Origin of the sequence: Nocardia grenadensis NBRC 108939 (assembly GCF_001613445.1) — a bacterium.
GTDB lineage: Bacteria > Actinomycetota > Actinomycetes > Mycobacteriales > Mycobacteriaceae > Nocardia > Nocardia grenadensis.
The window spans coordinates 63,079-75,369 of record NZ_BDCJ01000005.1 but is presented as its reverse complement, the minus strand read 5'-3'; the positions used below and the strand labels follow the sequence as shown (position 1 = coordinate 75,369).

Here is a 12,291-nt window from a genome sequence, read left to right as displayed (position 1 = left end):
CCGCTGCCGAGCATCCGGAAGAGCCGAACCATCGCTCGATGGCCGTCCGGGCCGGTCACCCCGCGAGACCGGCCCGGACGGACGTTGCCGCCGGCCGATGGTCGTCTGCCACCCCTCGGGACAGACCGACCCGGCCACCCGCAGTTCCCGGCTCCCACCGGTTCCCACGACCCCTACCGTCGAGGGGTTCCGATTCCTCCCCGGGCCCGAAACCACCTCACCCCTCCCGGCGGATCCCTCCCCTGGGTCCGCCCCATCCCCCGCCGGTCGTTTCCGGTTCTCCCCAGGTACCGGTCCGTACCCCCCACCGCGGCGTGCCCGGCCACCGTGGCAGCCGGCTACGCCGAGTTCGGTGCGATACCCGGCTCAGGCGGCCGGTCGCCGACAGGCCGGCGCCCATCTCGCCCGGTTCGTCGCCGCCCGCCCGGACGCTCTCCGGCTCGTCGGCGCGGGGCAGACCGGCTCGCGCGGCACCGACGATCGCGGTGCGGTACCGGATCCACCGGTGTCGTCCACGCCGACCACGCGCCGCGACGCGGTCGCCGGAGGCACCGGTATCGACGGCGACCTCGTCGCCACACCGCTCCGGCCGGCCGGAGCGGTGCCCGGCTCACCTTCGGTCGCCGCGGCGGGCTCGGCAGCCGCCACCACCGCGGCGGTGGCGCCACCGGGAGCGGGCGTGACGTTCAGCTTGCTGATCATTGCGGGTTCCTCTTCGCGGTGTCCTCGTTACCGGTTGTCCCGGCCTCGACACCAACAATGCGGCCCCGCGCTTGGCAGGCACTTAACGTGAACTTATAACGCTGCGACCACGATTCGTCACAGTGCAGACAAGGTCGGGGCACAGCCCGGGGACCTGCTCCGGGATCGGTGTATCTCGGGCATCATGGAGATATCCGCTACGACAACAAGTGGGAGTGTGGATGAACACGTTGGTGTTATGGGCCCTGGCCTGTGCGGTCTATTGGTTCGGTCTGCTCTGATCGGGCCCCGCGCCGACAACCCGCCGGCACCGCGATAATCGCGCCGGTAACTCGCCCCTGAACCGATCGTTTGATCGGGCAGGGGCGTCGTGCTGTGTGGGCCGCGAGATAACCGGCCCTGCGGCCGACCCCCTGATTAGGGTGATCCGCATGACGCGTTTCGGTGGGCTCCTGGCGGGGGTCACGGCGGTAACACTGATAGCGGGACAGCTCTTCGCGGCGCAGGCACAGGCGATACCGGAAACCGATGACACGACCGCCCGGTGCCAGGTGTCCTCCGGCCGGGGACCGGCCCGGGCCGCACCGGAACAGGTAGGGCTGGACGCGGCCCGGCTGACCGACGCCCTGGCCTTCGCCGCAGGCCGCAACCGCCTCAATATCCAGGTCTTCCGGCACAACTGCCTGGTCGGCGAGGGTCCGGACAACGCGCGCACCGGTACGACACCGTGGAACGTGTGGAGCGTCACCAAGAGCGTGGTCTCGCTGCTCACCGGGATCGCGTCCGACGACGGCCAAATCGATATCGAGGCACCCATCGACCGGTACCTGCCGCCGGGACTCGGTGATGCGCGGCGCCGGGCGATCACGGTCGAGGATCTGCTCACCGAGACCTCGGGTATGCGCACCGGCGTGGTCACCGAGGGGCTCACCGGAGCGGTACCGCTCGACCCCAACAGCGCGGTCCAGGCGCTGGGCGTCCCGCTGGACCACGAACCGGGCACCGTCTTCACCTACAGCCAGCGCACCGTCGACCTGCTGTCGTATGTGCTGGAACTGGCGGTCGGTGAACCGCTACAGGACTTCGCGCAGCGGGAACTGTTCGAACCGCTCGGCATCGAACGCGGCGACTGGTACTGGGCGCGAGACCGGTCCGGCCACACCTACGGGTACGCGCATCTACTGATCTCGCCGAACGATCTGGCCAAACTCGGCCTGCTGGTCGCGGGCAACGGCAACTGGAACGGCCGCCGCATCGTGCCCGCCGCGTATCTGTCCCGCGCGACCGCCCCCTCGCCGGCCAACCCCTGCTACGGATATCTGTTCTGGACCGGTCCCGGTTGCGCGGAGAACGCGGCGTTCCTGCCGCCGGACACCTATGCGATGGCCGGAGTGGGCCTGCAGAACGTCTTCGTCGTTCCGAGCCTGGACCTGGTGGTGGTGTGGACCGGGGTGTTCGGGAATTTCAGCGCCTACGGTCCGGCCGGCGTCATCGCGCACACCGGCGAACTTCCGCACGAGTTCTTCCGGCGGCTCATGGCCGCCTTCCATCGACCCCCGGTCTCCGACCCCGGCCCGTACGTGGAGCCGCCGCTGCGCACCGACCCGAACTCCTATATCGATACTGATATCCTGCTCGCGGTCTTCGGGGTCGGTAATTCCGCCTACCCGGGCTGCGATGTGTTCGCCTGCCTCGGCGAACCGCTCGCGGCGCCGTTCAGCGACGCGCCGCCCGGCTGTGTCCTCCTGGCGTGCCTCGGAAACGATCCGCGCACCCCGGGAACCCACTGAACCGGGCGGCGTACCCACGCCCGTCAGCGATCGGCGAGCAGGACCTCGGCGATCTGGATGGTGTTCAGCGCCGCGCCCTTGCGCAGATTGTCGCCGGAGATGAACAGCGCCAGCCCACGCCCGTCCAGGACGCCCGGATCCTGGCGGATACGGCCGACCAGCGATTCGTCCCTACCTGCGGCGGCCAGCGGCGTCGGGACGTCGACCAGCTCCACCCCGGGTGCCTTGGCCAGAATTTCCTGGGCTCGTTCCACCGACAGTGGATCGGCGAATTCGGCGTTCACCGACAGCGAGTGCCCGGTGAACACCGGCACCCGGACACAGGTCCCGCTCACCAGCAGCTCCGGCAGGTCCAGGATCTTGCGGCTCTCGTTGCGCAGTTTCTGGTCCTCGTCGGTCTCCCCGGAACCGTCGTCCACCAGCGAACCCGCCAGCGCCAGCACATTGAACGCGATCGGCGCCACGTACTTGTTCGGGGCCGGGAAATCCGCCGCGCCACCGTCGTGGGTCAGCTTCTCCGCGTCATCGATGACCGCGCGGGTTTGCGAGGCGAGCTCCTCGACACCGGCCAGACCGCTACCCGATACCGCCTGGTAGCTGGACACGATGAGGCGCTGCAAACCGGCCGCGTCGTGCAGCGGTTTGAGCACCGGCATCGCGGCCATGGTGGTGCAGTTGGGATTGGCGATGATGCCCTTGACCAGATTGCGGGTCTGCTCCGGGTTCACCTCGCTGACCACCAGCGGAACGTCGGGATCCTTACGCCAGGCCGAGGAGTTGTCGATCACGGTGACTCCCGCGGCGGCGAACCGCGGCGCCTGTACCCGCGACATGGTGGCGCCGGCGGAGAACAGCGCGATATCCAGGCCCGACGGGTCGGCGGTCTCGGTGTCCTCCACCACGATCTCACCGCCGCGCCACGGCAACTTCTTACCGGCCGAACGCGCCGAGGCGAAGAAGCGCACCTCGTCGGCGGGGAAATCTCGTTCCTCGAGCAGTTTGCGCATCACGGCGCCGACCTGACCGGTCGCGCCGACCACACCTACCCGTACACCCATAGTTATCGCCCCGTTCCGGCGTGAACGACGGCGACCTCGTCGCCGCCGAGGTCGAAGGCGCGATGCAGTACCTGCACCGCATCGTCGAGTTCGGTGTCCTTGACCAGTACCGAGATCCGGATCTCGGAGGTGGAGATGAGATCGATATTGATACCGGCCTCGGCCAGCGCCTCACAGAAGGTGGCGGTGACCCCGGGATGGCTCTTCATCCCGGCGCCGACCAGCGATACCTTGCCGATGTGGTCGTCGTAGAGGACCTGGGAGAAGCCGATCTCGCTCTGGTATTTGCTCAGCATCTCCACCGCCCGGACGCCGTCGGCCCTGGGGAGGGTGAAGGTGATGTCGGTCTTGCCGGTCTCCACCTTGGAGATGTTCTGCAGGACCATATCGATGTTGATCTCGGCTTCCGCCACGTAACGGAACACCTTGGCGGCGTATCCGGGTTCGTCCGGCAGCCCGACCACGGTCACCTTGGCCTCGCTGCGGTCGTGCGCGACGCCCGTCAGGATTGCTTGTTCCAAGGGAATGTCCTCCATCGATCCGTATACATAGGTGCCGTGCTTGTCGGTATAGGACGAACGCACATGCACGGGCACGTTGTAGCGGCGCGCGTATTCGACGCAGCGCAGCATGAGTACCTTCGACCCGCAGGCCGCCATCTCGAGCATTTCCTCATAGGAGACCTGCTCGAGCTGCTGCGCATCGCTCACGATGCGCGGATCGGCGGTGAAGACTCCGTCCACGTCGGTGTAGATCTCACAGACGTCGGCCTCCAGCGCCGCGGCCAGCGCGACCGCGGTGGTGTCGGAACCACCACGCCCCAGCGTGGTGACGTCCTTGCTGTCCTGGCTGACGCCCTGGAAACCCGCGACCAGGACGATGGTGCCCTCGTCCAGGGCTTCGCGGAGACGGCCCGGCGTCACGTCGATGATCTTGGCCTTACCATGCACCGACGTGGTGATGACACCGGCCTGGGAGCCGGTGAACGACCGCGCCTCGGCGCCGAGACTGTGAATGGCCATGGCCACCAGGGCGTTGGAGATGCGTTCACCCGAGGTGAGCAGCATGTCCATCTCCCGGGCGGGGGGCGCGGGAGAGACCTGCTCGGCCAGGTCGAGCAGCTCGTCGGTGGTATCGCCCATGGCTGAGCACACCACGACCACGTCGTGGCCCTGCTTCTTCGTCTCGACGATCCGTTCGGCGACGCGACGGATCCGGTCGGCAGAGGCTACCGAGGATCCTCCGTACTTCTGGACAACGAGTGCCACGAGGGGTCCTCCAATGTCAGCGAACAGGCGATCAGTGCAATAGCGTACCGATGCCGGCCACGCTGTTCCGGGAGTATCCGGCCAGGCTGTGGAATAACACACAGCAGCGTGACGTCACGTTTACCTGCGCGCCCGCCCGCCCCACGCGCGGGCGGGCGTGGCGGATACCCGAACAGGTCTCATACCCGATCGAACCAGGTCACCTGTGCTCCGTTACTGAACTCCTGCCGCCGCACAGGATTGAACAGTGCGGGCCGGAAATTTCCCCCCAGCGCGGGAACGCCGGCGCCGGCCAACACCGGGTAACTCTTGAAGATGAGCTGGTCGATCTCCTCGATCAACGCACCGGCGAGGGTGCCGCCGCCACAAAGCCAGATGTCCTTGCCCTGCGGTCCGTCCTCCTTCTTGAGTCGGCGCACCAGTTCGACCGGGTCGGTGCGCACCAGTTCGATCTCCGGGTCCGCACGTAGTACTACATTCGGAGTGGTGTCAAGAGCCGGCGGTCCTCGCGGACGGGGGCGCAGGTGGCCGAATCCGAGGCCGGGCACATATCGATCCGGTTGTCATCGAAGAACCGAACTCGAACACACTCGATATCCGGCGCCCGAATTGATTACGAGCCACCACCAATCAGGCGATAGCGATTCGATCGGGGTTGTGATGCCCGCCATAGGGCTCGAATAATGGGCTGCATGATGGCAAACGTCGGAGACCGGTTGCACGTGCACGGGCACACCGTCGGCGAAGTCGACCACGAGGGAGAGATCGTAGAGGTCCACGGCCGCGACGGAACGCCGCCATATCTGGTGCGTTTCGACGACGGACACGAGTCCCTGGTCTTCCCCGGCCCGGACGCGACAGTCGAACGAACACCCTGACCTGCCCACGCGACAGGCACAGCGGACCCCGGTTCAGGGCCGGCCCCGCAAACCTTTGCGGCCGGTGTACCCGCGGGCGGAATGACCGCTGCGGCGAAGGAGCGTGTTGACGATCACCTGACCCCCGGGAAGAATCGTGGCCGATTCGTAATAACCGGGGGCGAGGGACAGTATGCGTACGAAGACCGATATCAGATTCTCCGTCGAGGCCGACCCGGACCAGGTCATGGACGCGTTGATGGCGGTCGAGATGCTGTCCGAATGGTCGCCCGATTTCGAGGACGCGCGCGTGGCGGGGCGCGACGAAGAAGGCCGGCCGCGCCGGGTCTTCATCCAGGTCTCGGTCTCCAATACCCCGGATATGCAGGTGTGGGAGTTCGACTGGTCGGAGAACCGGATGTCCTGGGAGGTCTCCGACAGCACCCGCGGTATCAGGGGCGGCGGATACTTCGAGGTCACCGCGGGAGACACCGGTAGCGCGGTACTGCTGCACGTCGAGCAGTACACGCCGTTGCCCGTGCCCGGATTCCTGGGCAGGCGGGCGGTCCGCAGATCCTACGAGGCCCTGGTGGAGAATTTCGCCGCCTACGCCGAGCAGTTTCCCGAATCCGAGACCTACGACCTCGTTTGAGCCCGCTCGCGCCGTACCCGCGATCTCCGCGACGGCGGATTTCGAGCTGCCACGGGCAGGGCCCGACCGGCGGTGCTGTGCGCGGTCCCGACCGCACTTCTCGGCTGGGCGACACGGCGGTTCGCGGCGCCCCGCTACCGCATCAGGCCTCCCGCTGTGTGAAGTGCCGGGCAGTGAGGTGATCCGCGGTCGGACCGTAGGCCGACGGCGCCACCTTGACCCCGGTACGCACCGATTCGCGGATCTGGTCGACATTCTCCCGGATCATGTCCGAGACGAGTTCGTCGGTGCGCGGATCGGCCAGCACCTGGAACAGGATCCGGAACACGGTGTCGGCGACCAGGCGGATGATCTCGTCGTGGAACGGGATATAGCGGACGCGGCCGGTCTGCGGATCGTTCTTGATCATCTCGACGATCATCTCGTCGAGTTCGCTGCGGTTCTCCTCCAGCGCCGCCGCGATATTGCGGGTGTAGTGCCCCGTCCGCAGGACGGCGGTGACCTCCTCCATGATCGCGATGGTCATCGGGCGCTTGATGACCTCCACGATCGTGCCCACCGAATGGTTGATCACCGCGGCCGTGACACGGTCTCCGAACACCCGGTCGGCGACGCGGGCCAGCCGGACCAGGATCACCACGATCCGCAGCAATCGGAAAGCTCGGAAGAACGGACTGGCCACCGGGATCATGCCGAGGACCTCGTACCAGTAGACGAACGGGAAGGTCCACGGCCAGCCGCCCCGGCGCCAGCGCCAGAGGAACTCGATGGCGAACACCGCGCAGATGGCGTAGTCGACACCGACGATGACCCGGTAGGTCTCGGGGGGCACTTCGAAGAAAGTGATCCAGCACACCAGCACGACCGAGATCGCGGCCAGCGCCAGCATGACGAAATCGGTCCACAGGGCGGGCGGTTTCCGCGGGAACCTCTCGGGCTCGGGGGTTTCGGGTGCATACCCGGGACCGGACTCCGTGGACGACGGTGTTGACACCTACATTCCCTTCGACGCCGAAAGATCGCCGCCCAGTATTACCCGCCGTTCCGGTGCGCGGCCCGTGTACGGTGCCCGTGAGCGGCAGCTGCACCACTCAGCAGGACTCACTCGGGCGGGCGACCGGTGTATTCCGGTATCGCGGTCCACCGCCGTCGTCCGCCCCGGAATCAGCCGCCCGCGCCGATGATGGCCTCGATATTTCGCTCGGCCAGCGCGGTGATGGTCAGCGACGGGTTCACGGTGCCGGTGCTGCCCGGGATCGCCGCGCCGTCCATGACGTAGAGGCCCGGATGCCCGTGCACGCGGCCGTAGGAGTCGGTGGCCCGGCCCAACACCGCGCCACCGAGCGGATGCGCCGTGAACTGGGCGTTGGCGTCGTATCCGAGCGCGCTGTACTCGGCCAGCGCACCGGCCCGCTCGGCGATACGCCGGTCCACCGCGCGTGCCGCCGCGGCGGCCTCGTCCTGGGCCCGGCGCGGCCAGCTCAACCCGACACCGCCGGAGACGGGGTCGTAGCCGAACCGTGCGCGGGTCGGGTCCAGGACGATCGCCAGTGAGGCGAGCGCACCCGTCTCGAACGGGATACCGGGGATGTACCAGTTCTCGAGGGTCAGCGCCGTACCGGTGTCGTCGAAGATCCGGCTGGCACTGGGCACCCCCTGCCCGTTACCCGACACCGAACTCGCTCCGCGGGCGAGCACCACATCACCGTTGGTGCCCCAGCCGTCGCCGATATGTTCGTTGAGATGCGGCAGCGTGCCGGTCTCCCGGGCCCGGACCAGCAGTTCGGAGGTACCCACCGAACCCGCGCCCAAGAATAGTTTGTCGCAGGTGAGGATCTTTTTTCCGCGTACCGCACCGGTCGGATCCAGGTGGGTCACCGTGACCACGAACCGGCCACTGGCTTCCTGGGCGATCGTATCGACACGGTGGCCCGGATAGATCTTCGCTTTCCCGGTGGCCTCGGCGTCCCTCAGATAGTTCTGGTTGAGGTCGAATTTGGCGCCGTTGGAGTTGCCGAGATTGCTGCGGCCGGCGGTCGCCGAGGCCCGCACGGTCCCCGCCAGTTCACCGCGCAGCACATCCCAGGTGAAGATCGAGTCGTTGAGCACCGGCCGGTAGCCGGCCTTGCGCACCTGATCGTCCCAGGCCCGGGAATGGGTGAACGGCGCCGAGCGGTAGATGTCCTCGGGCATCGGATCCAACCGCAGTTTCGCGCGCACCCGCGGGTAGTACACGGCGTCGAGCTCGCCGTAGTCGACCACACCGCCGAAGACATGGTCGAAGAACCGGCGTTCGGGCGCGATCATCGCGCCGGTGAAGACCACCGAGCCGCCGCCCACCGCCGCGCCGCGCCAGACATCGATCCCCTGGAAACGGGTGCAGTCCAGCACGCCCCCGAAATCGGCGAACTGCATCGGCACCTTGGTCACGCCGGTGAAGCTGGTGGCATGCCAGAAACCGCGACCGTCGGGCAGATCGTCGCCGGTGAAGATCTCGCGCCACGGGTCATTGGGCCAGCGGGAGCCGCGTTCGAGCACCGTGGTCGCGACGCCGGCCTCCGCCAGTCGCAAGGCGCTGACCGCCGCGCCGAACCCGGAACCGATCACGATGGCCTCGGTGTGCTCGGGTGGCGCCGGCACCGGGCCGAAAATCTCCGGAACCCACTGCGCGAACAGCTCATGCCAGATCGGCTCCGCCCCGGCCCGCGGCAGTGCTACCTCCGATCTCGGGATCACCGATCCCACCGCACCGATAAGAGCAGCCGCCCCCGCGGCCTTGAAAAGGGCACGCCTATCCACCCCACGACACCTCTCTGGTAACGCAACAGCGCACGGATGGTACCGAGAATCGACCGATGTGAACAGTCGTCGCGGGGAAGCCGATTCGGCTCCGCGGACCGCTAGCCGAAGATCAATCGGATCACCGCGAGGGTGCCCACCACCACGATAACCGCGCGCAGCACATTCGGCGGCAGCCGCCGCCCGAGCTTGGCCCCCAGCTGCCCGCCGATGATCGCGCCGGCCGCGATCAGGGCCACGACCGGCCAATCCACCTCGGCGACCACGATGAAAACAACCGCCGAGAGGCCATTGGTAAGCAGGGCCAGCACATTCTTCACCGCATTGAGGCGCTGGATGTCCTCGTGCACGAACACCCCGAGCAGCGCGAGCAGCAGGACCCCCTGAGCCGCGCCGAAGTAACCCCCGTAGATACCGGTGCCGAAGATCGCGGCGAGCAGAACCGGGCCGCCGTGCGGGCGCACGTTTTCGGCCTCGCTCTGCTGTTCCCGGATCCACACCGACAGCCGCGGCTGCACCACCACCAGCACCAGCGCCACGATGATCAGCACCGGGACGATGGCGGCGAAGGCGTCGGCGGGCAGCGTCAGCAGCAGGACCGCGCCGACCGCGGCCCCCAGCAGCGACGCCGAGCTGTAGCGCAGCACCCTGCCCCACTGCCCGGACAGTTCCCGGCGGTAGCCGATCGCCCCGCTCAGCGAGCCGGGAACGAGCCCGACCGTATTCGACACATTCGCGGTCACCGGCGGCAGGCCGATGGCCAGCAATACCGGGAAAGTGATCAGTGTTCCGGACCCGACGACGGTGTTGATGCCACCTGCGGCGATCCCCGCACCGAATACGGCCAGCATCTCCAGCCAAGTCATGCTCGAACCCTCGACCTTTCCGGACCGGCGTCCGGTCACTCGCAACCCTGAGGGACGCTAGCGGTTGACCCTCCCGGTGATCGCGACGGGTCCGGGCCAGGTCATGGAAGGCGTGCCCGTCGCGCTCCGCGCGGCCGATCGGGGTAATGGGAGCCCGTGCGACACGCCCGCGATCGGGCGGACGAAACAGCCGCGACCCGCCCTGCGAATAACCTCACGACGATCTCGATACCGCGCCGCGCGCCCCGCGAACGCGCGGCGACCGTCATCGGCGGCAGGACCGCGCCGCCTTGTGAAGTACCGGCCCTCCGGACCGCCCCGGCAGGCCCGGCATCAGAGGAGGTAGACTCGCACGGGTCATGCAGCGGGCACTTCTTCTCAGCCGCCGCGACGGGGTCTGATCGGACCGGCTTCCCGTCGCGGGGTTCCGCCACGCCGGTCGACCCATTTCGGGAAACAATCTCACCCACGGAGAAATCGCATGTCACCCGCTGACGCCTTCGTATCCGGCACGCGCACCATCACCGCGCCCGCCAAACCCGCGCCCGCCGACCAGCCCGCGTGGAACAAGCAGAAGAACTCGTCGCTGCCCGTCTTCCGCTATCGTCCGTTCGCCGAGGAAGTCGAGCCGGTCACGCTGCCGGACCGCACCTGGCCGGACAAGGTGATCGACCGGGCGCCCGCGTGGTGCGCCGTCGATCTCCGCGACGGCAATCAGGCGCTGATCGACCCGATGAGCCCCGCTCGCAAGCGTCGTATGTTCGACCTGCTGGTGCGGATGGGTTACAAGGAAATCGAGGTCGGCTTCCCGTCCGCCAGCCAGACCGATTTCGATTTCGTCCGCGAGATCATCGAGGACGGCGCCATCCCCGACGACGTCACCATCCAGGTGCTCACCCAGTGCCGTCCCGAGCTGATCGAGCGCACCTTCGAGGCATGTTCCGGCGCCGCGAACGTGATCGTGCACTTCTACAACTCCACCTCCATCCTGCAGCGGCGGGTGGTCTTCCGCGCCGACCGCGAGGCTGTGCAGAAGATCGCCACCGACGCCGCGCGGCTGTGCCTGGAGACCGAGCAGCGATACCCGGATACCACCTGGCGTTACGAGTACAGCCCGGAGTCCTACACCGGCACCGAACTGGAGTACGCCAAGCAGGTCTGCGACGCGGTCTCGGAGATCATCGCCCCGACCCCGGACAAGCCGCTGATCATCAACCTGCCCGCCACCGTGGAGATGGCGACGCCCAATGTGTACGCCGATTCCATCGAATGGATGCACCGAAACCTGGCCCGGCGCGATTCGATCGTGCTGTCGCTGCACCCGCACAACGATCGGGGCACCGCGGTAGCGGCCGCGGAGCTGGGCTACCAGGCCGGCGCCGACCGCATCGAGGGCTGCCTGTTCGGCAACGGTGAGCGCACCGGCAATGTCTGCCTGGTGACCCTGGGCATGAACATGTTCTCCCAGGGTGTGGACCCGCAGATCAACTTCTCCGATATCGACGAGATCCGTCGCACGGTGGAGTACTGCAACCAGCTGCCGGTCCACGAGCGCCACCCCTACGGCGGCGACCTGGTCTACACCGCTTTCTCCGGCAGCCACCAGGACGCGATCAACAAGGGCCTGGACGCCATGAAGTCGGCCGCCGACGCGGCCGGCGCCGATGTGGACGATATCTCCTGGGAGGTGCCCTATCTGCCGATCGACCCGAAGGATGTGGGCCGCACCTACGAGGCCGTCATCCGGGTCAATTCGCAATCCGGCAAAGGCGGCGTGGCCTACATTATGAAAACCGATCACGGGCTGTCCTTGCCGCGCCGGCTGCAGATCGAGTTCTCGCAGGCCATCCAGCAGATCACCGACGGCGAAGGCGGTGAGATCACCCCCAAGGAGATGTGGGACGCCTTCGCCGACGAGTACCTGACCCCGATCCGGCCACTGGAGCGGATGCGCCAGAAGGTCACCGCGGCCGAGACCGACGGCGGCACCGACCGCATCACCGCGGTGGTCAAGGTGGACGGGGTCGAACAGGAGGTCACCGGCAGCGGTAACGGGCCGCTCGCGGCCTTCGTCGATGCCATCGCCGCGGTCGGCTACCAGGTGGAGGTGCTCGATTACTCCGAGCACGCACTGTCGGCCGGCGACGACGCCCAGGCCGCGGCCTATGTGGAATGCGCGATCGGGGACCGGATCGTCTGGGGTGTGGGTATCGCCACCTCCATCACGACCGCTTCGCTGCGGGCCGTGGTCTCGGCCGTGAACCGGGCCGCCCAGAAGCAGTAACCCGCACTCACCGTT

At 67.5% G+C, this 12,291-nt stretch carries 11 protein-coding genes; 4 read left to right on the top strand and 7 right to left on the bottom strand.

What is annotated here, in order from left to right; translation table 11 throughout:
* Positions 1–366: 366 nt before the first annotated feature.
* Positions 367–702: a hypothetical protein gene (locus NGR01S_RS31910; protein ID WP_063035245.1), complete on the bottom strand. Its 336-nt coding sequence runs from the start codon at positions 700–702 to the stop codon at positions 367–369.
* A gap of 431 nt (positions 703–1,133) precedes the next feature.
* Here NGR01S_RS31910 and NGR01S_RS06320 point away from each other — a divergent pair, with 431 nt between their 5' ends.
* Positions 1,134–2,492, top strand: a complete 1,359-nt coding sequence (locus NGR01S_RS06320; protein ID WP_063035244.1) for a serine hydrolase domain-containing protein — start codon at positions 1,134–1,136, stop codon at positions 2,490–2,492.
* 23 nt (positions 2,493–2,515) lie between these two features.
* Here NGR01S_RS06320 and NGR01S_RS06315 read toward each other — a convergent pair whose 3' ends face one another.
* The 3 genes from NGR01S_RS06315 to NGR01S_RS06305 form a co-directional block, all read right to left on the bottom strand.
* Positions 2,516–3,550, bottom strand: a complete 1,035-nt coding sequence (locus NGR01S_RS06315; protein ID WP_063035243.1) for an aspartate-semialdehyde dehydrogenase — start codon at positions 3,548–3,550, stop codon at positions 2,516–2,518.
* Between the two features lie 2 nt (positions 3,551–3,552).
* Positions 3,553–4,818 carry an aspartate kinase gene (locus NGR01S_RS06310; RefSeq protein ID WP_063035242.1) on the bottom strand — a complete coding sequence of 422 codons (1,266 nt, stop codon included), beginning with the start codon at positions 4,816–4,818 and terminating at the stop codon, positions 3,553–3,555.
* A 179-nt stretch (positions 4,819–4,997) separates the two neighbouring features.
* On the bottom strand, positions 4,998–5,366 hold the full coding sequence (locus NGR01S_RS06305) for a dihydrofolate reductase family protein (RefSeq protein ID WP_063035241.1): 369 nt from the start codon (positions 5,364–5,366) through the stop codon (positions 4,998–5,000).
* 144 nt (positions 5,367–5,510) lie between these two features.
* Between NGR01S_RS06305 and NGR01S_RS06300 the strand changes: the two genes are divergently transcribed.
* A complete protein-coding gene (locus NGR01S_RS06300; protein ID WP_030524229.1) occupies positions 5,511–5,696 on the top strand; it encodes a DUF1918 domain-containing protein in 186 nt (61 codons plus the stop codon).
* A 172-nt stretch (positions 5,697–5,868) separates the two neighbouring features.
* A complete protein-coding gene (locus NGR01S_RS06295) occupies positions 5,869–6,327 on the top strand; it encodes an SRPBCC family protein (RefSeq protein ID WP_063035240.1) in 459 nt (152 codons plus the stop codon).
* A gap of 142 nt (positions 6,328–6,469) precedes the next feature.
* On the opposite strand, the gene NGR01S_RS06290 is transcribed toward NGR01S_RS06295, so the two are convergent.
* The 3 genes from NGR01S_RS06290 to NGR01S_RS06280 all read right to left on the bottom strand — a co-directional run bounded on the left by NGR01S_RS06290 (position 6,470) and on the right by NGR01S_RS06280 (position 9,992).
* Entirely contained in the window at positions 6,470–7,321 is an 852-nt protein-coding gene (locus tag NGR01S_RS06290; protein ID WP_063035239.1) for an ion transporter, read from the bottom strand.
* Positions 7,322–7,491: 170 nt separating this feature from the next.
* Complete coding sequence (locus NGR01S_RS06285) at positions 7,492–9,126, bottom strand: GMC oxidoreductase (protein WP_063035238.1); 1,635 nt, start codon at positions 9,124–9,126, stop codon at positions 7,492–7,494.
* 101 nt (positions 9,127–9,227) lie between these two features.
* Entirely contained in the window at positions 9,228–9,992 is a 765-nt protein-coding gene (locus NGR01S_RS06280; protein WP_063035326.1) for a sulfite exporter TauE/SafE family protein, read from the bottom strand.
* A gap of 481 nt (positions 9,993–10,473) precedes the next feature.
* On the opposite strand from NGR01S_RS06280, the gene leuA reads away from it, so the two are divergent.
* On the top strand, positions 10,474–12,276 hold the full coding sequence (gene leuA, locus NGR01S_RS06275; protein ID WP_063035237.1) for a 2-isopropylmalate synthase: 1,803 nt from the start codon (positions 10,474–10,476) through the stop codon (positions 12,274–12,276).
* Positions 12,277–12,291 lie beyond the last annotated feature (15 nt).

What these genes read in the sequence shown, in the direction of transcription:
- NGR01S_RS31910 (WP_063035245.1), bottom strand. Translation starts at nt 702, where the DNA reads ATGATCAGCAAGCTGAACGTCACGCCCGCTCCCGGTGGCGCCACCGCC.
- NGR01S_RS06320 (WP_063035244.1), top strand. Translation starts at nt 1,134, where the DNA reads ATGACGCGTTTCGGTGGGCTCCTGGCGGGGGTCACGGCGGTAACACTG.
- NGR01S_RS06315 (WP_063035243.1), bottom strand. Translation starts at nt 3,550, where the DNA reads ATGGGTGTACGGGTAGGTGTGGTCGGCGCGACCGGTCAGGTCGGCGCC.
- NGR01S_RS06300 (WP_030524229.1), top strand. Translation starts at nt 5,511, where the DNA reads ATGATGGCAAACGTCGGAGACCGGTTGCACGTGCACGGGCACACCGTC.
- NGR01S_RS06295 (WP_063035240.1), top strand. Translation starts at nt 5,869, where the DNA reads ATGCGTACGAAGACCGATATCAGATTCTCCGTCGAGGCCGACCCGGAC.
- NGR01S_RS06280 (WP_063035326.1), bottom strand. Translation starts at nt 9,992, where the DNA reads ATGACTTGGCTGGAGATGCTGGCCGTATTCGGTGCGGGGATCGCCGCA.
- leuA (WP_063035237.1), top strand. Translation starts at nt 10,474, where the DNA reads ATGTCACCCGCTGACGCCTTCGTATCCGGCACGCGCACCATCACCGCG.